We start from the raw sequence: 22843 nt of genomic DNA, 5'->3' as shown, positions 1-22843 counted from the left end.
GAAAGAAAAGATACGGCCTTCAAAATTATTTTATTCTTTCTGCAGTATATGCTGGGAAAGGAATTATTCAGCTTTTACAGTCTGCTTCTTTTTTCTTAACAGCAACATTATTAAAGCTATTGGTATTAAAGCCAGCAAATATAACCTAGACACTGACGCTTTTTCGAGAAAAAGGTCAGGATATTTTTCTTTTAAATGCTGTTTGATCAATCTTTCAAACTCATCTTTCGAGATTCCTGCTGCATCGACTCCCCATTTTTGGAAGAGTCTGACTGTGTATTCTCCAAATGGACGGATGCTATCCCTCGATGGAGTATATCCTAACGCAAGATCAAACTGCCTATTGGTTAGAAAGTATTCATCCGCTCTTAACTGTTCAAGAGATACTGAAAAGGATCTTGAAAAGCCATATTCATTAATAACATATCTTCCCTCTATAGGTTTATACACACTCATTGCATTGATGATTACTCCATTGTATAGCACAGGTGCAACCCACTCATCGAGAGGTTCTATCGTGAGATTCAACTTGTTATCAATCACCAGTTGGTTTACGGCAACAAACTGTCCGATCGTCCAGTCTTCTGGATTCCCATTGCTTATAGCAAATGAAAGAAAATCCCTATAATTTTCGTTTGCGGTCTCAATAACTTCGGGCGGGACATGACGTTTCACTTCAATCGTGCTAAAACCCAATAACACCATAGTCAGTATTAATAAGAAGCCTCTTCTCATCCTGATCAATGCCCCTTTAATTGCCATCTTCAAAAAAATACTGCCAACATATACACGACCAGCTCACCGCAACTCTAAATGGATTCATCCTTTTTTCGTCTGAGGTCAGATAAAAACATCACACTTACTCCCAGTGAAAACGGAGTTAACACAGAGAGGGCTAAACCATATAGAATGTCACCTTCCATAAAGAACGATATAGAGGAAGCAAGACATATGAAAAAAGAAAAAAGGAAAAATACCCCGCCGAATAAGCTTTTTAATTTTTCGAAAAGTGTATACATAATAATCAATTCTCCTGAGGTTATAGAATAAATACGCATTAATTACTTTTTATATTGTTATTATTAAAGGTACGTAATCAGCCTAGCCATTTAATGGTTTTGCCATTTGGTCAATATCACCCTCACGATTCGCCGTCCCCTTTTTAAACGTCCAGTTCACCATAAAAATCCCAAGAAAAATCAGTGCTCCACCTGCATACACATACCACTCGACGACCTCATCGAGCAGAACCCAGCCGGTTAATACGCCAAAAAAAGGCGCGAGGAAAAGGAACGCACTTGTTTTCCCTGGGTCACCTTCATTTAAAAGGTAAAACCAGATAGCAAATTGAGCGATCGATGCCATGATTGCTAACCATAATATTATCGAAACTGAAAGCGTGTTAAACGTCAGACGAGGAATTTCCAACGTAACACCCATCAATATCAAAATAATCCCGCCAAAAAGCATTTGATATGCGGTCAATACCCAGACATTGAAGCGGCTGCCCCATTGTTTAATAAGGATAGTCCCGGTTGACCAAAACACAGCAGCACCGAGACCGAAAAGTGTACCAACTGTCAGCTGCAAATGGAAACCTAATGTGATGAATACACCAATAAACCCTACAACCGCCCCTATCCATTGAAGGAGCCGGTATCGAATCCCAAGAAAAACTGTCCCCATCATTACTACCATTAATGGATTGGTAAAGGTTAAAATCGAGGACTCGCCCGCAGTAATTGTACGTAAACTCAAGAAAATACAACCCATGACCCCTGCCGTCTGCATCAAACCAATCGTGAAGATCCTTCCCCAGTCAGCGAGCTTTTCCGGCTTAATCCTTTTTCTTACAAGTACCGCCATGATCAAACCGGCAATCGTGAACCTTAAGCCAACCAATAACAATGGAGAGACATAGTTCAAACCAATCTTTCCGACGGTAAAAGAAGAGCCCATCAGAAATGTAGTGACAATGACAAGCACGATGAATTTGAATGGATGAATCTTTGATTTTTCCAATACGGCCCCTCCCTTTTACAGAAATTATATTCTGCTTAATAAGTGATTTCCCTTTAAGATAAGCTCGAAAGCACTTAGAGGATTTTCCCTCTAAGCTTCTGTTTAAGGTTCAGAAGGTCTCAGTGTTCATTCTCAGGCTTTCGGGCTTAATTCAATTTCATCGCTAGACTTCACGTCTGCAAACCAGCGCAATGCTTTATTATGATGGTTGATGATTTGCTGTGCTGTTAGTTCGGCGCTTGGCCAAGTGCTATGTAAATCGGAAACTAAAGTAACTTTATATCCCTTGCTGAATGCACTTCTGCAAGTCGTATCCACACAAACCTCTGTTTGGATGCCGACTAGATAGAGGTGATCGATTTCCCTTTTTCTTAATTCCTGGTCCAAAGATGTTTTCAAAAAGGAGTCCGGCGTGGTTTTTTGAATAATTATATCTTCCTCTAGGGGGCTGATTTCAGAATGGATTTCCCAGCCATATGTACCGTTTTCCAATGGGTATCCGGTTGTTTCATTATGTTGGACATATACGACAGCTATTTTTGCCAAACGTGCCTGTTTGATCAGCGCCCTGATACCTTGCAGCAGTTCATTTCCATTGAAAACTTCTTCTCCTTCCAAGAACATCGCGTTTTGAACATCAATGATGGCTAAAGCTTTGTTTTCCATTCTCATTCCCCCAGTATCTTCTTCAGCTTCTTTACGGCTTTTTCACTTGCAAAAGCTTAATGATTCAAAATTAATCGTCTATATTGTATTTCTATAACCTGATACAATTCCCCTTTCCCCAAAAGAGAAAACGGTACTTCAACTTAGAAGCACCGTTCAAAATTCACCTTGTTTTTTCAACCAGTTCACCATTTTCGATCGTAATCAGCCTTTTTGCCATATTCACAAACAAACCGTTCTCAACCACGCCCGGAATCATATTCAATTGCTTTTCCAGCTCCTCAGGTGATTCAATCTGTTTAAAATCGCAGTCAAGAATATAATTCCCATTGTCAGTGATGAATGGCTGGGTACCACTTAGTCTTAATTTCGGTTCACAGCCTAGCTCGGCAATCTTCCTTGAGATCATTTCTGCCCCAAACGTTACAATCTCAACCGGCAGCGGAAAGTCTCCCAATTTTTTAGCTCCTTTGGATGAATCTGCTATGACAATAAAGGCAGAAGCAGCATTAGCGATGATTTTCTCCCTTAGCAGTGCCCCTCCGCCGCCTTTAATCAAGTTCAACTCAGCGTCGAACTCATCCGCTCCATCAATCGCTACATCGATCCGTTCCACATCCTTAAAATCCACAAGCGTGATACCATTCTCCATAGCTAGAGCGGCGGTTTGTTCAGATGTTGGAATCCCTTTAATATTTAGACCGTTTCTCACTAACTCTCCCAATTTTTTGATTGTATAATAAGCGGTTGATCCTGTTCCCAGTCCAACGACCATTCCATCTTTTATGTATTCAGCAGCCCTGAAGCCGACTAGTTCTTTCTCATTCATCCTAGCACCTCCATTCCTTCGAACATAGAATAGCTTACACAATTAAAAGTTATGTACTGATTTTGGGTACAATTAGGATGGTATCTTACCCTTATGCAGGGGTATTGGTCGTTTAAGGTTTCCCATTTTATAAGCTTACATACTGATAGAGTTCTCTTTTTCTGCAGCAGTCCATTTTTCTTTTACCACTTTTGCTTCCTTTATCAACCAGAATAACGTAATAGAATATACAATGATGAGTGAAAAAGGAATGAGTAAATAAGCTTGATCCATCCAGCCGAAACAGATCACAGAGGCAGCCAGAACAGTGGCGACTGTTTGGAATATATAACCCTTGCTTTGGTAAATGGCTGCATAGGGCAGGAAATGAGCACCCGTTAAAACACCGACGACGAACGGAATCCAATTTGGCTGCTGATATGCTATAAGAATGATGATTGGCGCGAAGAAGATTTGGATTCCACCCACTAACCCGCCAATAGTTGAAAGCGGATTATGTGTTGCCAGAAAATTGACATGTACGACTTTTGAAACCAAGATTCCAAGAGGCAAAACCAGACCTATCCCGAAAAGATAAAACCAAACCATAATTTGTTGTGGCACAAAAAGTCCTCCAACTCCCATCATCAGCCAGAAAATGATTCCTGCGATAAACATGGGGTACCCTTTGCCAGCCTCTGCTGATATTTCCATCCTAAGTTCTTCAAAATTCAAATGAGAAACATTCTGTTTCATACCCGAATAGCTCCCTTCATAGGAGTATGTAATCTTCTCCTATCCTAAATATAAATTACAAAATGTTCTTTTAAAAGAATTTTCTTCCAGTCTATTTGGTTACCTCCACAGCGACAATATCATCAAATTTTATTGTTACTGCACTTTCATCCTCAATTACCATCCGGATCTCCTTCCTTATCGGATCAAGAAAATGGACATGGCCTTTTTCTTCATATGTAAATCCATCATCCCACTTCGTAATTTTAACCGGATATGTATATTCCATGGCGTAACAAATCCGATTTTCAAACTCCTGAATTTCGTATTCGTCCAGCAGCGGCCTGGCTTGCCGCAGTTCGTCACGTGCCAGTTCGCGCAATAATGCACGATGCTCAGGCATAAAGTGTGCAGGCATGAATTTAATTTTTCCTCTGTCTCGTATTCTCATGCTGACCATCCTTTCGGGAGTACTTAAAGCTATTATATCCCGAACAAATGTTCGTAAACCATATAAAATTTAATTTTAAATAAAAAAAACTGGCCTAGGCCAGTCTATGCAATCACTTCATGATATTTAAAATAGGTCGAGAGCTTGGAATCTACGTGGTCCTTCCATCCGTCTAAAGGAACATTCAGCTTCTTCAGTATTTTATAGGCGTGTACCCATGCGCTCATTTCAGCCGTAATCCGATAAGACCAGTCATTCAGCCATTTTTCATAGTCAAGATCGTCATTGATAAAATCAATACAATGGCCAATCTCGTGGGCAAAGGCATATACATTTTCCATCGTGGTCGATAATGGAATCGTTATGGACATGTTTGGATTAAAATTGATTTTTTTCTTAGAGTCATAAATCACCTTGCAGTTCAACTTCTCCGCCTCTTCTACTAAAAGTAAAAAAGTGCCGTACGTAACCATACCATTTTCCCCTTTTATCTTTATAGTTTTTTTCTATCTATTATATCGGTATTTTTAAATAATTATACAGTTTTTCTAAATATTCTGAAATAAAGTGTTTTACAGATAGGACATCTTTTGCCCGCATATCATCATAAAAGGTACCATACTTGGAGGATGATTATAAATGAAAATACATGTAGTAAGACCGGGTGACACTTTGTGGGCTATTTCGCAAAGCTACCAAACTGCCATGAACCAGATTATTTTAGCGAATGAGATGGATAATCCTAATGTATTAGTAGTTGGACAGTCCCTTGTGATCCCGGAAACTAACCGGGAGTATATCGTCCAGCAGGGTGATAATTTGTGGGGAATAGCCTCACGCTACGGAGTCTCTGTGCAGGAACTGGCAGGCTATAACAATATCGCGGACCCTTCGCTGATTTTCGTCGGTCAGATGCTTCAGATGCCATTCTTGAGTCACACTGTTCGTTCGGGCGAAACCTTATGGGCAATTGCCCAGCGATACGGTGTAAGTATTAACCAAATCACAGAAGCTAACAGTATATCGAATCCTTCACTCATTTATCCGGGTAGTGTACTAAGAATACCAGCGCCTCCAAAACTATTAATTGAAGTAAATTCCTATATAACGAGAATGGATGAGACAGGCAGAAGAAATGTTTTGTCACGCGGACACCTATTCACCTATCTTGCTCCTTTTTCCTATAAGATGGGTGAAGATGGATCACTCCTGAATCTGCAGGATACAAATGTTCTTCAAGCGGCAAACATGACCAACACCTCACCATTGTTGACGATTACGAATGAAGCGGAAGGTACGTTCAGTTCGGACCGGGCAGCTGCCATCCTGCGGAATCCAGATGTCCAGGATACTTTGTTAAGCAATATCCTCGCTAAAATGAAGGAAAAAGGCTATACCGGATTGAATATCGATTTTGAATATGTCTATCCAGAAGACCGTGAAAACTATAACAACTTTTTACGAAAAGCCGTTGGGCGCTTGCATCCTGAAGGGTATACTGTTTCAACTGCACTGGCTCCAAAGCAAAGTGCAGGTCAGCAAGGTCTGCTGTATGAAGCGCATGATTACGAAGCGCACGGAGAAATAGTTGATTTTGTCGTGATTATGACATATGAATGGGGCTGGTCCGGCGGCAGGCCATGGGCTATCGCACCGATCAGCGAAGTAAGAAAAGTTCTGGACTATGCCGTAACAGCCATCCCTCGTGATAAAATCCTGATGGGCGTGCCTCTCTACGGAAGGGACTGGCGAATACCGTGGGTGCAAGGAACCTATGCTCGAACAGTCAGCCCAAAAGGAGCAGTGGATCTAGCAGCACAACAGGGCGTCAATATTCAATTCGATACTACCTATCAATCACCATTTTTCCGCTACACCGATGCAGACGGACAACAGCACGAAGTCTGGTTCGAAGACGCAAGAAGTGTTCAGGCGAAATATAATACAGTAAAAGAATATGGTTTGCGTGGTGTCAGCTTCTGGACCCTAGGGCCAGCATTTCCCCAAAACTGGCCAGTGCTGCACAATAACTTTCGGGTGAGGAAACTATAAATATGAAAAATCCTGCGATTCCGGGATCGCAGGATTTTTATATGCCATCAAATATAGACCTTGCAAGAAACCTGAACAGATAGAAAACCAGCCGGAACGGAAGAAGGATCAATTCCGGAACCCAAAACAGCACATCAAAAACAAAGTCCCAAAAATTATAGCTGCCATCCTGCTTCTTCTTCCTTCTCTTTTCTGACCGTTTTTCTACAAACATTTCAGGTTCCTCCTATTTATTGTTGCACTCTTCGCAAATGATCTTACCCTGATACTGGATAAAGGCTTTGATCTCCGTCATGCCCTTCTTTTCCGGGTACCTCATTTTTACGTAAATCTCGTCATTTGACTGGATTTCCTTCTCGCATACCGAGCACTGTGGACTAATTTTGAACATGACCATCACCTCGGTTTTAAATACGTTTTTTAAGCATCAAAAGTTTCAACCTTTTTATTGGTACTGAAATACAACATGTCAACCGTTGATAAAATTATTTCGACCATCGATAAATTCTCTCTAACCGTTGATAAAATTGCCACAACCGTTAATAAATTCTCTCTAACCGTTAAAAAAACTGCGATGACCGTTAAATTACTCTGTCTAACCGTTAGATCATCTGCTGAAACGATTCCCAAACACCATAGAATAACCAAAACCCTGACCAAACTGGCCAGGATTCTCAAAACTTAATATATATCCTGCCTAATAAACACAACAAACGAGACAATTAAAGCAGCCAATCCCCAAAGAGCCAGCACGACAAGAGAAAAACCCAGTGTCATTCCTTCAATTGGCGGTGCCTGACCAGAAAGGTAACCTGTTAGATTCAAATTGATCATGAACAAGTATTTTGCTGACTCCCAGGATGAGACCATATTGCTAAGGATCGCTCCGGAAATCAGCGCAGCGAGCATAACGCCCATTCCGGCTGGCGTATTCCGTATCAGAACTGAGAGCATGAATGTGATTGTCCCGACAATCAGCGCCACAAACCACACAAGGCTGAACTCCATTAATAGGTATTGCCACTGGGGAATCATCTGAATCGCATTCGTATTCAGTTCATTTCCTTCCACGCTGAATCCGGTTATAACGGGAGCAGTCCAGCCTTGATACCCAAAAATGAGGCCTGATATCAAATAGGACAGCACCCCAAACAACACGACAATGATCGAAACGGATAGAATCAGAGTGATGTACTTGCTCATCAGAATCTTCCAGCGCTTCACCGGCCTTGTCAACAGTAATTTCACCGTTCCTGCGCTCCGTTCGGAGGAAACAATATCAGCTGCCACCACCATAATCATCAATGGCAGGAACAAGTTAATCGAGTGCTCTGCGAAAACACGCGCAAAGCTTGGCGCACCAGGCTCCATCGGATTCACATTGTTATCAAGATAGTATTGCTGCTGCTGAATGCGTAGCTGGAGTTCGCTTTTCCACTCATCTGAGATTCCGCTGCTCGTAATCCGGTTTTGAGTATCAATGATTTGCTGCTGCAGAGTCGTCCGCCAATCAACATCCCCAAACCGTTCAAGCCTTCTTTCAATTTCCCTGTATTGAGAATATGTAAAAAGTGCAACCAACACAGCGATGATTCCAGCCACTATCAGGATTCTTTTTTTGCGAACAATCTTCAGCATTTCATTCCTGACGAGGTTAATCAATCGACTCACCTCCAGTCAGTTCAAGGAAAAGATCTTCAAGAGCAGGCAATTTCCTGTTCATTTCATTTACCTGGACCCCTTTTTCCACCAGCATTCGGTTCCATTTAGCACTTTCATTTTCTAAATAAGGAGTAACCAAAGCTCCATCTGCTCCATCCGTTACCGTCGTCACTCCATTCAAAATCTCTTTCGCAGTATCACGAGGTTCCGCAAACCAGATGACCTTCTCCTGTAACGCCAAAAGATTTTCAACATAGTCCACTTTGATAACGGAACCCTTTGAAATAATCGCGACCCGATCACACATCAGCTGGATTTCGCTCAGAAGATGGCTTGATACAAGGACAGTCAATCCTTCTTCTTCAGCCAAATATCTGATAAAGTTCCTCATCTCCCTTATCCCCATCGGATCCAGTCCATTCGTCGGCTCGTCCAGAATCAATACCTTTGGCTTTCCCAGCAAAGCCTGGGCAATCCCAAGACGCTGCCGCATCCCAAGCGAATACGTACTGACACGATCATGAATCCGTTCATTCAACCGCACCAGTTCCACCACATAATTCATATGCTCGCGGTCCATTTCGGGAAGCATCCTCGCAAAATGCTCAAGATTCTCCCAGCCCGTCAGGTAAGAGTAGAGCTCAGGGTTTTCCACGATACAGCCCATCTGCTCCATTGCTTTCGTAAAATTCTTCCTGACATTGTAACCGCCAATTTCGATTGTCCCGGAACTTGGCTTGATCAATCCCACAAGCATACGGATTGTTGTCGTTTTGCCAGCACCGTTCGGACCAAGGAACCCAAAGACCTCGCCTCGTCTTAAATCAAAATCGATCCCTTTAATGATCTCTTTTTTGCCAATCGTCTTTCTCAGCCCTTTTACAGACAGCGTGATTTCACTCATCGTTCTCCCCCCTTACCATGTAATCAAAGATGCGACCCGTTCTGCGATCAGCCTGTAGCCTTCTGCATTCGGGTGAAATTTATCTGTGTATAAATAATCGTTTACACTCAGCTGAAATAAGTCGAACGTCGGCACAAAAACGGCCTTTTCATTCTGGTCAAGCAGTTGATTTGTATCGTAATTCCAATCACGGACGACCTTTGTTGTCAGCTCTGAATCATTCAAATCAATGAACGGATTATACAGTCCAATATGAAAAATGACAGCCGAGTCATTCATAGTCCTTAACTCTTTTAAAATCGATTCAAGGCTTTTCAAATAACTTTCCTTTGCCTGAGCGATTTGCTGCTCATCCATTTGCAAGAACGTCTGCCCGCTCTGGAACAAATCATTGCCGCCAATCGTTATGAGGATGTAGTCTGCGTCTTGAATCGTCCTTTGGATTTCTCCTTGTTTCAGCTGATCCAAAAGCTGATTCGAACGGTATCCTTTAACCCCGAAATTATGTATTGTGATCTTTTCCCTTGATTTTTCCTCAAGCTCATCAACCAGGTAGCCAATATAGCCTTTGCCTGTATCATCCCCGGTTCCGCGAGTCAGTGAATCCCCAAGGGCTACAACCACCTTGCCGTCTTTTTCCGTATCTTCTTCTACTGGCTTTGTCTGCTCAATAGCTCCCGACGCTCCATTGCTGAAAAATTGATTCTGGATTGTCCATCCAAGACCAAAGAGCATTAATAATAATGAAAGCATTGAAAAAACCAGTGTTAAACTAAGCGAATACCTTTTCACCTGACCACCCTCGTTCCACTAATTGGTAAGCTTTATTTTATAATAATTTTGATCGGAATAAAAATGATAATAGTGTGGCGAATGTGCTGGATATGGGATTTTGGCGATTAAAAGCAAAAAAGCGCGCAGCTTTTTATGCTGTACGCGCTTTTAGATAGCAAATGCATGCTTCCCGATTTTTTTAACGACATTCCTAGTGAAAATCCACTGGCTTGTTGCTGTCTCAGGATTATAGAAGTAAAGAGAGTTTATATTGTTCTCATTTTCAAGGGCATCTTCAACTGCCTTAATTGCCTCTTCACCTGCCGGTTTATTGATCGCACCATTTTGGACCGGCTGGAATGCATTTCTTTGATAAATGACTTCTTTTACCGTATCCGGGAATTGTTCGTGTTCCACACGGTTCAGCACGACTTCGGCAACTGCAACCTTGCCTTCATACGGTTCACCTTTTGCTTCCGCATGGACCAGGCGGGCAAGCAGTCTCACTTCTTCTTCTTTGATGAAGCGTTTATCTGTGACCGAGGATTCCTTCGTATCAACATCTACCTTTTTGGCTGTCAAAGTCTCAGCCGGCTTGATCGTTTTCGTTGATTCGGCATAAACTGTATATGAACCAATTACTAATGTAAGGATTGAAACTAGCATAAGAATTTTTTTCATTGTAAACCTCCTGTTGGGTTTATTAGACTGAACAGGCCCTATAATAGGCTAACAGGTTTACAATCATACCACACTAGTTAATCACTGGGGGAATTTTAAACTTCATACCAACAAGGGTAAAAACTGTATTTATTATTACGTAATAAGGTGTATTCGTAAACTTTGTTACAAATTTAAAATATCATTATCAGGATGAGGCCTTCGTTTATACAGAGAAAAGTGCAGTCAAATTTTTAAGTGTGTGGATTCTCGCTGTCAGAATAAACAAGTCTGAATGATGATATTCAACATAATCATCAATAATCACCAGACCTTTCCAAAACCGCTCCACCAGCAATAAAGTGTATTTTTCATCCCACTCAAACATGTTGATTCTCGCGAGTTCCTCAGCGAGCTGGTTAAATTTATACTCTTCCATCCAGAGCTTCACCTGGTACAGCTTATCAAGATTCAGAATCAACCCTGATTTGTTGGTATAACATTTCTGCACAAACTCCACAAAACCCTTGATATTCTCCGCCAGCAGGTTGGCTTTTTGCATTTCGAAATTCATTTGCACCAACTCCTTCTATAAAACAAATATGTTTCTAGAAGGATTTTTAAAACTCCGCCATTCCCAAATGGATATTTATGTTAAACTGAACTTGTGGGGTGATTCTTAATGAAATCCAATTTTCAAACAAGAAGAATCCAAAAGAAGTATCAAGAGAAAATCAGTAAAAAAGCAAAAAAAGACCGCTCCCCTTTAGGGATCAATATTATCGCTCTTGTTGTCATTGTCATTTTTATCTTAAATCTGTACATTGACTGGTTATAGACGAAAGGAGAAATGAACATGCTTTGGTTAGCATTGTTTTCCCCGTTAATTGTTTTGGTTCCACTTGCTTTTTATATGGATAGAAAAAAAGGAACCGGTGACCCGAAACTCGATTCTGAAAACCATCGAATCGAACAAGATCAAGCCTTGCATGACAAGTCTTTCATTTTCCCAGGCGGAAATGGACCATCTGACGGTCAGTAATATAAAAAAGCATCGACTTCGATGCTTTTTTAATCTATATATTCAGCCATTTTCTTAAGCAGTTCGGTTGAATCCTTTGCGGTTACAAAATCACCGTTGACCATAGCATACGGAGACAGACGGCATTCCTTGCATCTGCTCTGGCATTCGAATTCTTTATGCTCTACATTCTTGCGGCTTAAGAATTCATTATAGGCGCCAAAGTTCTCTTCCGGTAAAAACTGCTCCAAATTCCGCTGGCAGAATTCAATCTTTGCTTTCTTTTGTTTGGAAAAAAGTTTCTGGATTACATTCATTTACGAAACTCCCTTTACTGGATAAGTCCTCTGTAAAAAGCGATCCAAAACGATATTGCCAAAAGGAATGAACGCAACTGCAAACGCACTAACAGCCCATAAAAGCGACCATCTGACCGTAAATGTCGTATATATAATCATCAGCACATAAAAAACAAATAAAAAACCGTGCAAAGAACCTACGAACCGAACAGCCTCTGGAAAACCAGCCCAATACTTAAGCGGCATCGCGATAAACACAAGCACCAGCAATGATCCACCCTCAAGCAAACCCATCATACGAAAACGACTAATAGCCGTATTTTGCATACTTAACACCTACTTCCTAACCAAGAAATTATAACATTTTTTATCAATGACTAGAAATACTAAATTCTAGCATATAACCACCTATTAAAATATGCTAGGTATAGAGGGGTGATATAAAATGATAATCCATGAACGAGAACATGAATTTGTGATGGTGGCCCAGCATGATCATGCCCTTATATCCCGGGATGCTGCACAATTTTGGAGAGATGATTATTTTTTCGGAATAGACAAGAAAGACTCGGTAGTCCTCGCCGTGCGGGAACATGATCGCTGCTGGATCGAGCCCGATAAAGAACCTTTATGGAATGAACATACGCAGCAGCCCTACTCCTTTATGGATTACCCTGGCAGTCCAAAGCTTGCCTTTTATAAAGAAGGAATCGACGAGATTGTCCAAATGGACCCATACGCCGGCCTCCTTTGCAGCCTTCACTACGGATCATTCCTAAAGGATGCAACAAGCACGATCGGAAAGAATTTCTGGATCGCGGAAAAACAAAGACAGGAGAAGTTGCTGAAGGAAATAGGGATTGCTAATGACAAGACCCTCTCCTTCCATTTAAATCTATTGAAATTCTGCGATAACCTGTCATTGTATATTTGCCTGAATGATCCTGGAACACCAAAGGAGAAGGAACACTATTTTTACCAAAATGGCTTTCCGCAGAGATTTTCATTTGCAGATGAAAAACCGATTAATGCAAAATGGTTAGACCAGGAAACCGTGTCCCTGTCGATTTCCCCCTTTAAAAAAGAACTTCGTGTCACACTCCCTTATAAAGCAGTTGAAAAGGATCAGATTAAAGAAATAGGGTTGGCTGCAGCTTATCGAAACAGCCCAATTTTATATAGAGAAGTAACATTCCTTTAACCGTACAGAATAACTTCCTGTGCGGTTTTTCTATGAATTTTTCAACATTGTAAAGAGAATTTCAAACAACTGTAACCTCATTTAAAAAAAGCTGAAATGAAGTTATGGGATAATGACCACTTCTGGTAAAAGGAAAGTTCAGCCCAGGTGGTGTAAAAATGACAAAAAAGAGAGGTAAAAGAGTTAGGTGGGGAAGAGTTTTCGGAGCCCTGCTGCTCCTTGGAATCTTCATGGTTGGTCTTTTTACCATATTTCAGTACATAGAAGGAACTTATCAAGCAATTAATCAACCGTTTCAAAAAGCTGAAGCAGATTCGTTTCAAGGAGAGCAGAACACGACTGAGGAAGTGAATGTTCTGCTACTGGGCAGCGACTCACGCGGAGAAGAAGGCGCGCGAACAGATTCAATCATGGTCGCCCATTACAACCCACAAACGCACAAGGTAAAACTGATCTCCCTTATGCGCGATATGTATGTAAATATCCCAGAACACGGACAGCAAAAATTGAATGCCGCCTATTCCTTTGGAGGCCCTGAATTACTAAGGGAAACGATCAAAATGAATTTAGGTCTGGACATTCACCATTATGCAATTGTCGACTTTAAAGGATTTGTAAAAGCAGTCGACCTCCTAGTTCCCGATGGAATTGAAGTAGAAATCCCATACGAAATGTCCGAAGGAATCGGAATGACATTGGAGGAAGGAACCCAACAACTGAATGGCGAAGAACTACTAGGCTACGTCCGCTTCCGCCAGGACCGACTAAGCGATTTCGGACGAGTCCAAAGACAGCAGGAAGTCGTATCAAAATTAAAAGAAGAAGCCGTATCCCTTAACAGTGTAGCCAAACTGCCAGAACTGTTAGACCTATTAAGTACATACGTCGATACCAATATCGACACATCCACACTCCTGACTATCGGAAAGGACATACTCACCAATGAAACCGGGGACATACAAACCCTCCGCCTTCCTGAAGACGGCAGCTTTCAGAATGAAAGTTATGAAGGGATTGGTGAAGTTTTGGAGGTGGATTTGGAGGAGAATAAGTATGCTTTGGATAAGTTTTTAAAAGAAGAAAACTAGTATTGTATAACCGCTTGCAAAAGCAAGACAACAAAATCAATTCAAAAAGGGAGCCTTGCTGGCTTCCTTTTTTACTTTTATTGTAAAAATTTAAATCGACAAAAACTTTCTACAACATTTTTACAGGTTATCTAATAGATTTGATTTAAAGAAGAAAAGAAGATGGAGAGCAAAAATGCAAAATAATAAAATCAAATCCGTAGAAACTCATTCTCATATTGTTATTAAAATTGTACTGGTTTTAGCTTGGGGATTAATATTATTAATCCAAACATGGACGAACAGCCTGGAATTTTTATTTCATTTCGGCGAAGTCTCTTTTAATATGAATGCATCTCCCAATTACCTATCCTTTTTTTTAAACGATATAACTTCGGTCCACCCATTTTTTATCCTAGTTAAATTTGGGCATTATCTTGGATTCTTAATCATGAATCTACTGGTTTTTCATTTATTAAGAAATAACACACGTGCCCTAATTGTTTCTATTTTTTTTGCTTTTATAACTGAATTTATGCAACTCTATTTTGGGAGAGATGGGCGTTTTTACGATTTTATTATAGATATATGTGGAATCTGGACAGCATACTTTATTATAAAGCTAAAGAAAAAGTAATATAATCATCCGTTTGATTTCGTTTTGTTTGATGATACCCATTGAGTAAATTCCATCCAAACATGACTAAATTTATCATAGCTTAATAACTGGTAATCAAGAAAGTCTAGATATAGTTTTAACCCTTTACCTTGCTTATACCTCCAGAAAGGCATTGCTCTTTTATAAGAAAGTATTTTAAAACTATCCAAATAGGAAAATTGTTTATAGACAATTGATAGTGTCCTGATTATTCTTTTTTTAGTTTGATGATTCTCTGCAAGTTTTATTAATTCATCATAGTTAATATGATTGTGGTAAAAATGCAGAATCTGGAGTATATCAATAAAATACTTTGCTGAATCTAAATTGTGCCTCCAGCCATGTAGACAAACCATATAGAAAGTATGTAGAGGAGCCATCTCTTTGACATGCTTAAAATCCCCTATAGGTTTTGTATCTTTCCAAATATCCTCAATAGTAAAATCAGAAGTATTCTCCTTAACAAGGTTCCAATGAATCTCAACTGTTAATGGTATTTCTGAATAGGGAAGGACCTTACCAAAGCTGCAATGAAAATGATCTGGAATAACTTCAAGTTCTAAAATAAATCCTAAAGATTTAACTATTTCAATTGTTTTTTCTATATCTCTGTGTCTGATTAATATATCTATATCACCTGTTGGTCTAGCTCCCGTATGGCCGAAATACTTCTCTGCCATAAAAACACCTTTAAGCGGAATGACATCTATGGCCTGTTCATCCAATCTCTCTAAAATACAATCAAATTGACTTTTAATAATAAGGTTTTGATAAAGTCCCTTTTCATATTTTTGCTTTAACTTTTGTTGAAAAGAGACTGGAGTAAGGTTCAGGTTTCCTTGCCGCTTTAACAAGGAATATACTTGAGGAGCAATTTTTTCCTTATCAATTTCCAGAATCGCTCTATCATAATATTCTTCTTCTTTAGGCAATTCCATTCCTTCATTATATAGAATACCTACAAAATCTAAGCTCATCTTTCCTCCCTCCTCATTTATTCCTAAGCTAAAGATAATGACTTATAATTTTTGTTTATAAAGGACCTATTGTGCAAGTGTTTATATAAACCTTCCTGTTTTATTAGCTCGCTATGAGTTCCTTGCTGTATAACCTTCCCTTTTTCCATGACCAAAATCAGATCTGCGTGCTCTATAGTAGATAAACGATGGGCAATAATCATTGTGGTCCGGCCTTTCATTAATTCATCTAATGACTCTTTTACGTAAAACTCCGTTTCTCCATCCAAAGCAGATGTTGCTTCATCCAGTAACAAGATTGGTGCATCCTTTAAAATTGCACGGGCGATCGCAACCCGCTGCTTCTGTCCTCCTGAAAGCTTCATTCCGTTTTCGCCGATTTCAGTTTCATACCCATTTGGTAAGCTAATAATAAAATCATGAATCTCTGCCTTGATTGCTGCCTGAACCATTTCCTTTTCTGAGACCTCAGGACGAGCGAGTAAAAGATTTTCACGCATTGTACCAGAAAAAAGAAAGGTTTCTTGGGGAACAAGCGCAATCGAACTCCTTAATTCTGAAGAAGAAAAATCTTTTAGGGATTTCCCACCCATGACAATTTCTCCTGATTGAGGTTGGTAAAACCCCTGCATTAAATTGAATAACGTACTTTTGCCAGCTCCACTCGGTCCAACTAATGCAATGACTTTCCCCGCAGGGATTTCTAAACTAAAGTTTTTAAATACTTGCTGATTTTCTTCATAACCAAACATTACATTATTAAACTGTATTGCTCCTTCCTCCATATTATTTGGTGAAAAGGTTGGCAATTCGACAGTGCTGACCTGCTTATCCATTACATCTAAAATTCTTTCTAATGCAGCTACAGAACGTTGAAATCCAGCCCATACATTCCCTAATCCAGTGATTGGGTAGAATAAATGGTTTACAAGATTCAAGAAAGTTAACAATGCACCGACAGTCAATTCCCCATTTGCGACAAAAAGGGCACCAATCGATAAATTGATAATAAAAGTTACCGATCCTATAATTTGCTCCCCGGTACGATACCAGCTTTGAAGTTTTGCATTCCCTATCTCTAATTTATACAACTCACTATTTTGATTAAAGTACTTAATATATTGCAATTTTTCTAGCGTAAAGGAACGAATGACCATTAAGCCGTGAAAAGTCTCGCTCAAATGACTATTAATATTACCTACTAGCTGGTGAATTAATCTTCCATTTTTCCGAAGCAATAATCCAAATACTACTCCAGAAAGGGCAGAAAGTGGTGCGATAACGAGGCTGACTAAGCAAAGTAAGAAATTAATCTGTGCCAAATAAATAAAAACCGTTATATAAATAATTGGCAATCTAATAAGACTTATTAAACTGCTGCCAATAACCCCATCAACACCATTTATATCATTAGAAAAATGGGACATTAATTCACCTGAACGATAATTCGATGTTACTCCTGCAGGGAGTCTTAAAACATGATGAAAAAAATGATTTTTAATATCCATTTTCACACCATTAGTAGCACTTAAATTGCAAAAGGTATAGGCTACGTTCGAAAAGATGCTTATTAAAATAAGAATTGCTCCATAAGGTACTAATGACAAAATTTCCTGATAACCACCACGAATAGCAGAGTCTGTAAGATTACCAAAATATCTAGCAAAAGAAATCGTTAAATATATATCCAGTCCTAATAAAAGAAGAATGAACAAATAAGCCTTCCACCGTTTTAAGATAAATGGCCATACAAATCTTAATGCTCTTTTAATATCTTTCATACTAAAATACTGTTTTATTAAGGAATTTAATTGCTCCCTCATGATTAGGACACTCCATCAATCTTCAAGTTATTATTTGTTTTGCCATTAAGATATCTCCTCAGAAAAGAAGAAATAATCGGAAATGCTAGAATAAGGTATGCCCATATTCGCGCCATCACATCATCCGAAGTAAATGTGACATGTTTTTTTTTCACATATGTTAACTTTCCAATAAGCCTGCAATTTTCAACTGGCTGATCAAAACCAAGGTTGGTGTCTCCTTTAAATACGAACTTATTATGGATATGTTGACTTTCTGTTCTTTTCACAAACCGATGGGCTATTAATTGGTTACTTGAAGATAGAAACAAAACTACATCACCCTTATTAAGGGCAGATGGATCGCAAGGGACAAACCTGCACTTATCTCCTTTTTGTATATATGGAAACATACTATTTCCTGTTGCAGGCAGTTCAAGCCATCCTTCCTTTTGGATGGTTCTTAAGAGCAAACGGAAAATGGCTTCATCAATCAACATTTTTAATCAGTCCACACCTTTGAAGGTTAAATAAAAAATCTTCTATATCGCTTATTACTAACCCCTCATGTAAATTGCTTGAGAAATCCTGCATCACCTTTCTGGTAAGGGATATGGAAGTCTGAGGTTCTTTTAATAATGACCAACAATAGCCGCCAACCTGGTTCAATTTAGTTACGGTTAATCGATCGGGATCTAAAATAATCCATTCATCATCTAATTCTGTTGCTTCATAATTTCGTTTTTGAATATATTGAGCGGTCATTTTATTAACTCCCAGAAAGTATTATTTTTTTGAAAGTGAAGGTGATATACAGGAACCTTATTCACCAACACAGTTAACAACCTTACTATTGTATTAATTTCTCTTTGATCTGTTGGCCAAAAGAAAATTTTATCCATTATTTGAAGCAGAGCATCAGACTTTGCGAGTTTAATTCTATTATTGCTAAGAGACTGTAAAAGTATTTGAACTCCTTTTAAGTCCACGTTTCCATCAAATTCGCCAGCTTCCAGCTCACTTCGAAATGGAGAATTGAATACTTTTATACCATCAGATGCGATTTTCACCAGGGTCGCTTCATCCGATAATAGAGTCCTAGGGTATGAAAGTTTAGCTGCAGTCGATTTACCCGCACCAGAGTACCCGGCAAATATTTGTGCACTTCCGTTATCAATAACACATGAGGAATGAATTAAAAGGCCCCAATTATGATGGACTACAAAAGCACTATATAAATTTGTTAAAGCATGCTTTAAGGCTAAATCATCAAAGACTGATAGTTTAGCACTATTGAACTCTAAGTCTACCTCAATAAGATAATCTGCCCTTTGATAAGTAATTACATTTGCAGATCTGTCGATTTCTACGTTATAGTCCCTAAATGGTACTCCATAACCATCTGTAATTTGGATTGTAAGGTCTTCCTTGAAATATCCTTCTATATTCTTGAATCTTGAATTAATATAGGTATGAATTATTTCAGTTTCCGATATCAATTTAATATAATGGTCGCCAATTTTTGTTTGTATTTGGTTCATAGTTAGGCTCCTAAAGGAATTTACTAAATGATTGAAAGGGAAGTAAAAACAATATGCTTAATGCTTCCCTTTCCCATTAACTAAAAATAACTAAGGATTTACATTAGGATTACACTGGCCAACTCCACCGCTGTTCCCATTCCCATTTCCATTACCGTTTCCGTTTCCAGTTCCCGCTCCACAAGGCTGGGGATTAGGATTGTTGTCAACAGGAAAATTAATTCCATTATTACCGTTTGCATCCGGATCATTTCCCTCACCAGGATTCCAGCTCTGTCTTGTTTCAAACCGGATTTGTTGATGACTTAAAATGATTGGTTTAGTATAAATCGTTTCAGCTAGCATTTATTCACCTCCTTCGCTCACTACCGTTCATTATAGTGAACATTCCAACTAAAAAATTTTAAAATTCACTATTTACATATTAGTTTTTACTGTCTCATTAAATTATAAAGGATATATAGTTCTTTAAAAAGAACATTCATTCGACAAATATCCCTTTATTTCACTGCCAACTTCATCCTAATGTATTTATTTAGTGCGATACCAAAAGGGACTGCCAGAAATGTGAGAAGTTTCAAAGGTGAATGTTTCAGGACTACTTTCCTTTCTGCGAATATGCTGGAAGATACATAATGTACCGCCTGCTTAAATTTAAAAAGCAGTGATGTATTCGATAACTTCATCATTTCCATCCGATAGAATCTGAAACCATTGGGACTATTTATATATTGGGGCAGGATATTCCTGGATGATCCATCAGGAAGATACTCAACACAACAAAGAGCCTCATTCATTAATAGTATGCTGTATTCCTGATCGAGCATGAAATACTTATATGATAAGGGAACCAGTTTTTCATTATGATAGATTGGATATGGGTATTTCTTTGTTAATTCCGATCTATAGACAAGCTTTTTGTCCCCTTTTACTCCATGTTTATGGTATAAGTTAAATAAAGTTGATGTTTTTAGGTAAGATGGAAGCTCTGTACCGATAATTTCGCCCCTATTATCTATATCAAGTCCAACTATACCCCCAACATTTTTGCTGCCATTTTCTGTCCAGAAAGTATTAATTTTTTCAACTGCATCATCCGGTAAATAATCATCGCTATCTATACAAACATTCAATTCTGTATCGATCAAGTTATACGCGGTATTGTGTGCGCCGTGCATCCCTTGGTTTTCCTGTCTGATATAACGGATTGATATGGCACCTTCTGCTATCCAGTTCCTCACTAAATCCTCAGTGTTGTCAGTAGAGCCATCGTCTATGATTAACCATATAAAGTCCTGACTCGACTGCCTTTTAAGACTCTCATAACATTTATGGAGGATGTAAGCTCTATTATATGTCGGTGTAAATACAGTTAATTGTGGCAAAAGAAATCACCTCGTATTTGCTAAATAAAAATCCTGCAGCCACTCTGCAGTCTTTCGGATATCATACCCTTTTTCTCTTAACACCCTATTCCTTGTGGCGATACGTTTATTTTTTTGAACTTTAAATTCCTTCAATTCTTGAACCCATAAATCCCTATTCGATAAATCTAAAAACTTCATTAACTCTAACCCCAAATCTACCTCATTGGTAATCTCCTTGGATATTAAGCAAGGAATACCTGCTGATTGCGCCTCTATTAAAGTAACAGGCAGGCCCTCATGGAGAGACGGGAATATAAATACATCAAACGCTTGAAGCAATTGATGAATATCACTTCTGACACCAAGGAATTTAACGCTGTTTCGAATGTTTAATTCATCTACGCGATTTTCTATTTCTTTACGGAGCACCCCGTCTCCGCATAATAATAAAATTGCATCAGGCCTTCTGTTCAGAAGCTCCGCAAAAATCTCAATCAAAAATTTATGATTTTTTTGTTTTGTAAATCTTCCAACATGCCCAATCACCAGTTGATCCCCGATACCTAATTCCTTACGTTTCATCATTCTAACTTTCGAAGAGTATTGAAAGTTCTCAGGTTCTATTCCGTTATTCAAAATAATTGCATCTTTAGATTTACTGCCAAATAACCACTTGCCAGCAGCTTCTGAGCAAGAAAATGTGAAATCCGAATTAGACGGTATATACAAGCCAGAATACCACTTATATGCCTTTGCTAAAAAGCTACCTTCTCCACCAGTATTATGACTGTGAGAGATACAATAACGAACCCCATTCCGCTTTGCGGCTCTCACGACCAATCCGCTCATCTTATTTAAATGGGAATGGACAATCGTATAATCTTGATTATTAGAGAAAAATTGATTTAGAGATCTTATATATTCAAAATGACCAACATCATTAATATACGGAATTCGATGTACTTTACCTCCAAGTTCTTTGATTTCAACATCAAATACCCCTTCTCTGCAGGTAAGGAAATCAAATTGGACTTTTGTACGATCTAAATTCCTGTAAAGATTCATGATTAATGTCTCCGCACCGCCGCGGTTCATATTGACCACTACGTGTAGAACCCTAATTGGTTTACTCATTACAGCCCCCATAATACTTTGAAATAAAAAGAATTTTAATACTTAAAGTTTAACCGTTGCATCTGCTCGTAAATTTTCTTTATACCATTCTATTGCTGCTTCAATCCCCCGGTCAAAGCTCCATTCCGGATCATAGCCCAACATCTCTTTTGCCTTAGAAATATCAGCATTGCTGTGCTTGATATCTCCGCATCGCTCAGGAGCAAATATAGGTTCCTTATCTTTTCCTAAAGCTTTTAATAAATGGGTATAAATTTCAATCAAGGACTCTCTTCCACCGAATGCAATATTATAGACGTGTCCAGCAGCATTACTTTCGCCCTTGCATGCCTTTAGATTTGCCTCAATTACATTTTCGATATAAGTAAAATCCCTGCTCTGATGTCCATCACCATTAATTGTAGGCCGTTCATTATTTAGCAATTGTTTTATGAATTTAGGAATGACAGCTGCATACACTCCATCTGAATCCTGTCTTCTGCCGAAAACATTAAAGTATCGCAGACCATAAGTATCTAATCCGTATAACTTTGTATAGAGCTTTGCATATTCTTCATCTACACTTTTGGTCAGTGCGTATGGTGATAACAAGTTACCCTCTATACCTTCTTTTTTGGGAAGAGTAGGTTCGTCTCCATATACAGACGAGCTTGATGCATAGACAAACTTTTTCACTAGATTTTGTCTTGATGCTTCAAGCATATTTAAGGTACCTCTAATATTAATTTCCTCATAAAGTAAGGGCATTTCAATACTTCTTGGCACACTTCCCCATGCAGCCTGATGCAGGACGAAATCCACACCCTCACATGCCCTGAGGCAGGAATCGAAATCACGAATATCTCCTTCGATGAACTCGTAATTCGGATTATGCCGGAAATCATCAACATTATCAGTTTTTCCAGTCGAAAAGTTATCAAGCCCTCTAACCTTGTACCCTAAATTTAAAATTGCTTCAACTAAATTTGATCCAATAAATCCAGCAGAACCTGTCACTAGAAATTTTGAACCTTCTGGAAATTTCAAACCTTGGTATCCCATC

Annotated in this window: 31 protein-coding genes; 6 read left to right on the top strand and 25 right to left on the bottom strand. The window is 39.1% G+C overall.

Annotation, left to right across the window (positions count from 1 at the left end; translation table 11 throughout):
• Positions 1 to 63: 63 nt before the first annotated feature.
• The 7 genes from J7I80_RS08410 to J7I80_RS08380 all read right to left on the bottom strand — a co-directional run bounded on the left by J7I80_RS08410 (position 64) and on the right by J7I80_RS08380 (position 5155).
• Complete coding sequence (locus J7I80_RS08410; protein ID WP_214737487.1) at positions 64 to 768, bottom strand: hypothetical protein; 705 nt, start codon at positions 766 to 768, stop codon at positions 64 to 66.
• Positions 769 to 1101: 333 nt separating this feature from the next.
• On the bottom strand, positions 1102 to 2007 hold the full coding sequence (locus J7I80_RS08405) for a DMT family transporter (protein ID WP_214737535.1): 906 nt from the start codon (positions 2005 to 2007) through the stop codon (positions 1102 to 1104).
• A gap of 147 nt (positions 2008 to 2154) precedes the next feature.
• Positions 2155 to 2688 carry a cysteine hydrolase family protein gene (locus tag J7I80_RS08400; protein WP_214737485.1) on the bottom strand — a complete coding sequence of 178 codons (534 nt, stop codon included), beginning with the start codon at positions 2686 to 2688 and terminating at the stop codon, positions 2155 to 2157.
• A 163-nt stretch (positions 2689 to 2851) separates the two neighbouring features.
• Positions 2852 to 3517 carry a ribose-5-phosphate isomerase RpiA gene (gene rpiA, locus J7I80_RS08395; RefSeq protein WP_214737483.1) on the bottom strand — a complete coding sequence of 222 codons (666 nt, stop codon included), beginning with the start codon at positions 3515 to 3517 and terminating at the stop codon, positions 2852 to 2854.
• A gap of 135 nt (positions 3518 to 3652) precedes the next feature.
• Positions 3653 to 4252 (bottom strand): DUF7010 family protein, encoded by a 600-nt coding sequence (locus J7I80_RS08390; RefSeq protein ID WP_214737481.1) that lies wholly within the window; start codon positions 4250 to 4252, stop codon positions 3653 to 3655.
• 91 nt (positions 4253 to 4343) lie between these two features.
• Complete coding sequence (locus J7I80_RS08385) at positions 4344 to 4682, bottom strand: YolD-like family protein (RefSeq protein WP_214737479.1); 339 nt, start codon at positions 4680 to 4682, stop codon at positions 4344 to 4346.
• A gap of 104 nt (positions 4683 to 4786) precedes the next feature.
• A complete protein-coding gene (locus J7I80_RS08380) occupies positions 4787 to 5155 on the bottom strand; it encodes a hypothetical protein (RefSeq protein WP_214737477.1) in 369 nt (122 codons plus the stop codon).
• Positions 5156 to 5321: 166 nt separating this feature from the next.
• Here J7I80_RS08380 and J7I80_RS08375 point away from each other — a divergent pair, with 166 nt between their 5' ends.
• Positions 5322 to 6734, top strand: a complete 1413-nt coding sequence (locus J7I80_RS08375) for a LysM peptidoglycan-binding domain-containing protein (RefSeq protein WP_214737475.1) — start codon at positions 5322 to 5324, stop codon at positions 6732 to 6734.
• A gap of 37 nt (positions 6735 to 6771) precedes the next feature.
• On the opposite strand, the gene J7I80_RS08370 is transcribed toward J7I80_RS08375, so the two are convergent.
• From J7I80_RS08370 to J7I80_RS08340, 7 genes are all read right to left on the bottom strand, one after another.
• A complete protein-coding gene (locus tag J7I80_RS08370) occupies positions 6772 to 6948 on the bottom strand; it encodes a hypothetical protein (RefSeq protein ID WP_214737473.1) in 177 nt (58 codons plus the stop codon).
• Positions 6949 to 6960: 12 nt separating this feature from the next.
• Positions 6961 to 7125, bottom strand: a complete 165-nt coding sequence (locus J7I80_RS08365; protein WP_214737471.1) for a Fe3+ hydroxamate ABC transporter substrate-binding protein — start codon at positions 7123 to 7125, stop codon at positions 6961 to 6963.
• Between the two features lie 290 nt (positions 7126 to 7415).
• Positions 7416 to 8396 carry an ABC transporter permease gene (locus tag J7I80_RS08360; protein ID WP_214737469.1) on the bottom strand — a complete coding sequence of 327 codons (981 nt, stop codon included), beginning with the start codon at positions 8394 to 8396 and terminating at the stop codon, positions 7416 to 7418.
• Positions 8389 to 9300: an ABC transporter ATP-binding protein gene (locus tag J7I80_RS08355; protein ID WP_214737467.1), complete on the bottom strand. Its 912-nt coding sequence runs from the start codon at positions 9298 to 9300 to the stop codon at positions 8389 to 8391. The genes J7I80_RS08360 and J7I80_RS08355 overlap by 8 nt, the downstream gene beginning before the upstream one ends.
• 12 nt (positions 9301 to 9312) lie before the next feature.
• Positions 9313 to 10092, bottom strand: coding sequence for an SGNH/GDSL hydrolase family protein (locus J7I80_RS08350; protein ID WP_214737465.1), 780 nt, complete (start codon positions 10090 to 10092; stop codon positions 9313 to 9315).
• A gap of 150 nt (positions 10093 to 10242) precedes the next feature.
• On the bottom strand, positions 10243 to 10755 hold the full coding sequence (locus J7I80_RS08345; RefSeq protein WP_214737463.1) for a cell wall hydrolase: 513 nt from the start codon (positions 10753 to 10755) through the stop codon (positions 10243 to 10245).
• Positions 10756 to 10960: 205 nt separating this feature from the next.
• Positions 10961 to 11308 carry a hypothetical protein gene (locus J7I80_RS08340; RefSeq protein WP_214737460.1) on the bottom strand — a complete coding sequence of 116 codons (348 nt, stop codon included), beginning with the start codon at positions 11306 to 11308 and terminating at the stop codon, positions 10961 to 10963.
• A gap of 108 nt (positions 11309 to 11416) precedes the next feature.
• Here J7I80_RS08340 and J7I80_RS08335 point away from each other — a divergent pair, with 108 nt between their 5' ends.
• Both J7I80_RS08335 and J7I80_RS08330 read left to right on the top strand, forming a co-directional pair.
• Positions 11417 to 11572: a hypothetical protein gene (locus tag J7I80_RS08335; RefSeq protein WP_214737457.1), complete on the top strand. Its 156-nt coding sequence runs from the start codon at positions 11417 to 11419 to the stop codon at positions 11570 to 11572.
• Between the two features lie 18 nt (positions 11573 to 11590).
• The gene (locus J7I80_RS08330; protein ID WP_214737455.1) at positions 11591 to 11776 is read left to right on the top strand and encodes a hypothetical protein; all 186 of its coding nucleotides are present in this window, start codon (positions 11591 to 11593) and stop codon (positions 11774 to 11776) included.
• Positions 11777 to 11805: 29 nt separating this feature from the next.
• Here the strand turns inward: J7I80_RS08330 and J7I80_RS08325 are convergent, their stop codons facing one another.
• Both J7I80_RS08325 and J7I80_RS08320 read right to left on the bottom strand, forming a co-directional pair.
• Complete coding sequence (locus J7I80_RS08325) at positions 11806 to 12072, bottom strand: DUF1450 domain-containing protein (RefSeq protein WP_214737453.1); 267 nt, start codon at positions 12070 to 12072, stop codon at positions 11806 to 11808.
• Positions 12073 to 12381, bottom strand: coding sequence for a DUF3817 domain-containing protein (locus J7I80_RS08320; RefSeq protein WP_214737450.1), 309 nt, complete (start codon positions 12379 to 12381; stop codon positions 12073 to 12075). It abuts the gene before it with no gap.
• Between the two features lie 118 nt (positions 12382 to 12499).
• On the opposite strand from J7I80_RS08320, the gene J7I80_RS08315 reads away from it, so the two are divergent.
• The 3 genes from J7I80_RS08315 to J7I80_RS08305 all read left to right on the top strand — a co-directional run bounded on the left by J7I80_RS08315 (position 12500) and on the right by J7I80_RS08305 (position 14959).
• Complete coding sequence (locus tag J7I80_RS08315; RefSeq protein ID WP_214737448.1) at positions 12500 to 13255, top strand: DUF3891 family protein; 756 nt, start codon at positions 12500 to 12502, stop codon at positions 13253 to 13255.
• A 158-nt stretch (positions 13256 to 13413) separates the two neighbouring features.
• Positions 13414 to 14343 carry an LCP family protein gene (locus tag J7I80_RS08310; protein WP_214737446.1) on the top strand — a complete coding sequence of 310 codons (930 nt, stop codon included), beginning with the start codon at positions 13414 to 13416 and terminating at the stop codon, positions 14341 to 14343.
• A gap of 175 nt (positions 14344 to 14518) precedes the next feature.
• Positions 14519 to 14959, top strand: coding sequence for a VanZ family protein (locus J7I80_RS08305; RefSeq protein ID WP_214737444.1), 441 nt, complete (start codon positions 14519 to 14521; stop codon positions 14957 to 14959).
• A 5-nt stretch (positions 14960 to 14964) separates the two neighbouring features.
• On the opposite strand, the gene J7I80_RS08300 is transcribed toward J7I80_RS08305, so the two are convergent.
• The 9 genes from J7I80_RS08300 to J7I80_RS08260 all read right to left on the bottom strand — a co-directional run bounded on the left by J7I80_RS08300 (position 14965) and on the right by J7I80_RS08260 (position 22842).
• Positions 14965 to 15957: a nucleotidyltransferase domain-containing protein gene (locus J7I80_RS08300; protein ID WP_214737442.1), complete on the bottom strand. Its 993-nt coding sequence runs from the start codon at positions 15955 to 15957 to the stop codon at positions 14965 to 14967.
• 23 nt (positions 15958 to 15980) lie between these two features.
• Positions 15981 to 17780 carry an ABC transporter ATP-binding protein gene (locus J7I80_RS08295; RefSeq protein ID WP_214737440.1) on the bottom strand — a complete coding sequence of 600 codons (1800 nt, stop codon included), beginning with the start codon at positions 17778 to 17780 and terminating at the stop codon, positions 15981 to 15983.
• Between the two features lie 2 nt (positions 17781 to 17782).
• Positions 17783 to 18259 (bottom strand): S24/S26 family peptidase, encoded by a 477-nt coding sequence (locus tag J7I80_RS08290; protein ID WP_214737419.1) that lies wholly within the window; start codon positions 18257 to 18259, stop codon positions 17783 to 17785.
• The gene (locus J7I80_RS08285) at positions 18249 to 18524 is read right to left on the bottom strand and encodes a PqqD family protein (protein ID WP_214737417.1); all 276 of its coding nucleotides are present in this window, start codon (positions 18522 to 18524) and stop codon (positions 18249 to 18251) included. The genes J7I80_RS08290 and J7I80_RS08285 overlap by 11 nt, the downstream gene beginning before the upstream one ends.
• Complete coding sequence (locus J7I80_RS08280) at positions 18521 to 19300, bottom strand: hypothetical protein (RefSeq protein WP_214737415.1); 780 nt, start codon at positions 19298 to 19300, stop codon at positions 18521 to 18523. Before J7I80_RS08280 ends, J7I80_RS08285 begins: the two co-directional genes overlap by 4 nt.
• Before the next feature lie 90 nt (positions 19301 to 19390).
• Complete coding sequence (locus J7I80_RS08275) at positions 19391 to 19645, bottom strand: hypothetical protein (RefSeq protein WP_214737413.1); 255 nt, start codon at positions 19643 to 19645, stop codon at positions 19391 to 19393.
• 155 nt (positions 19646 to 19800) lie between these two features.
• Positions 19801 to 20685: a glycosyltransferase family 2 protein gene (locus J7I80_RS08270; RefSeq protein WP_214737411.1), complete on the bottom strand. Its 885-nt coding sequence runs from the start codon at positions 20683 to 20685 to the stop codon at positions 19801 to 19803.
• A 6-nt stretch (positions 20686 to 20691) separates the two neighbouring features.
• Positions 20692 to 21801, bottom strand: coding sequence for a glycosyltransferase family 1 protein (locus tag J7I80_RS08265; protein ID WP_214737409.1), 1110 nt, complete (start codon positions 21799 to 21801; stop codon positions 20692 to 20694).
• A gap of 42 nt (positions 21802 to 21843) precedes the next feature.
• A complete protein-coding gene (locus J7I80_RS08260; RefSeq protein WP_214737407.1) occupies positions 21844 to 22842 on the bottom strand; it encodes an SDR family oxidoreductase in 999 nt (332 codons plus the stop codon).
• Between the last annotated feature and the right edge of the window lies 1 nt (position 22843).

This window comes from Bacillus sp. ISL-41, from assembly GCF_018613235.1.
Taxonomy (GTDB): domain Bacteria; phylum Bacillota; class Bacilli; order Bacillales; family Cytobacillaceae; genus Mesobacillus.
The sequence above is the reverse complement of the archived record's forward strand: the minus strand, read 5'-3'. Positions and strand labels throughout refer to the sequence as shown.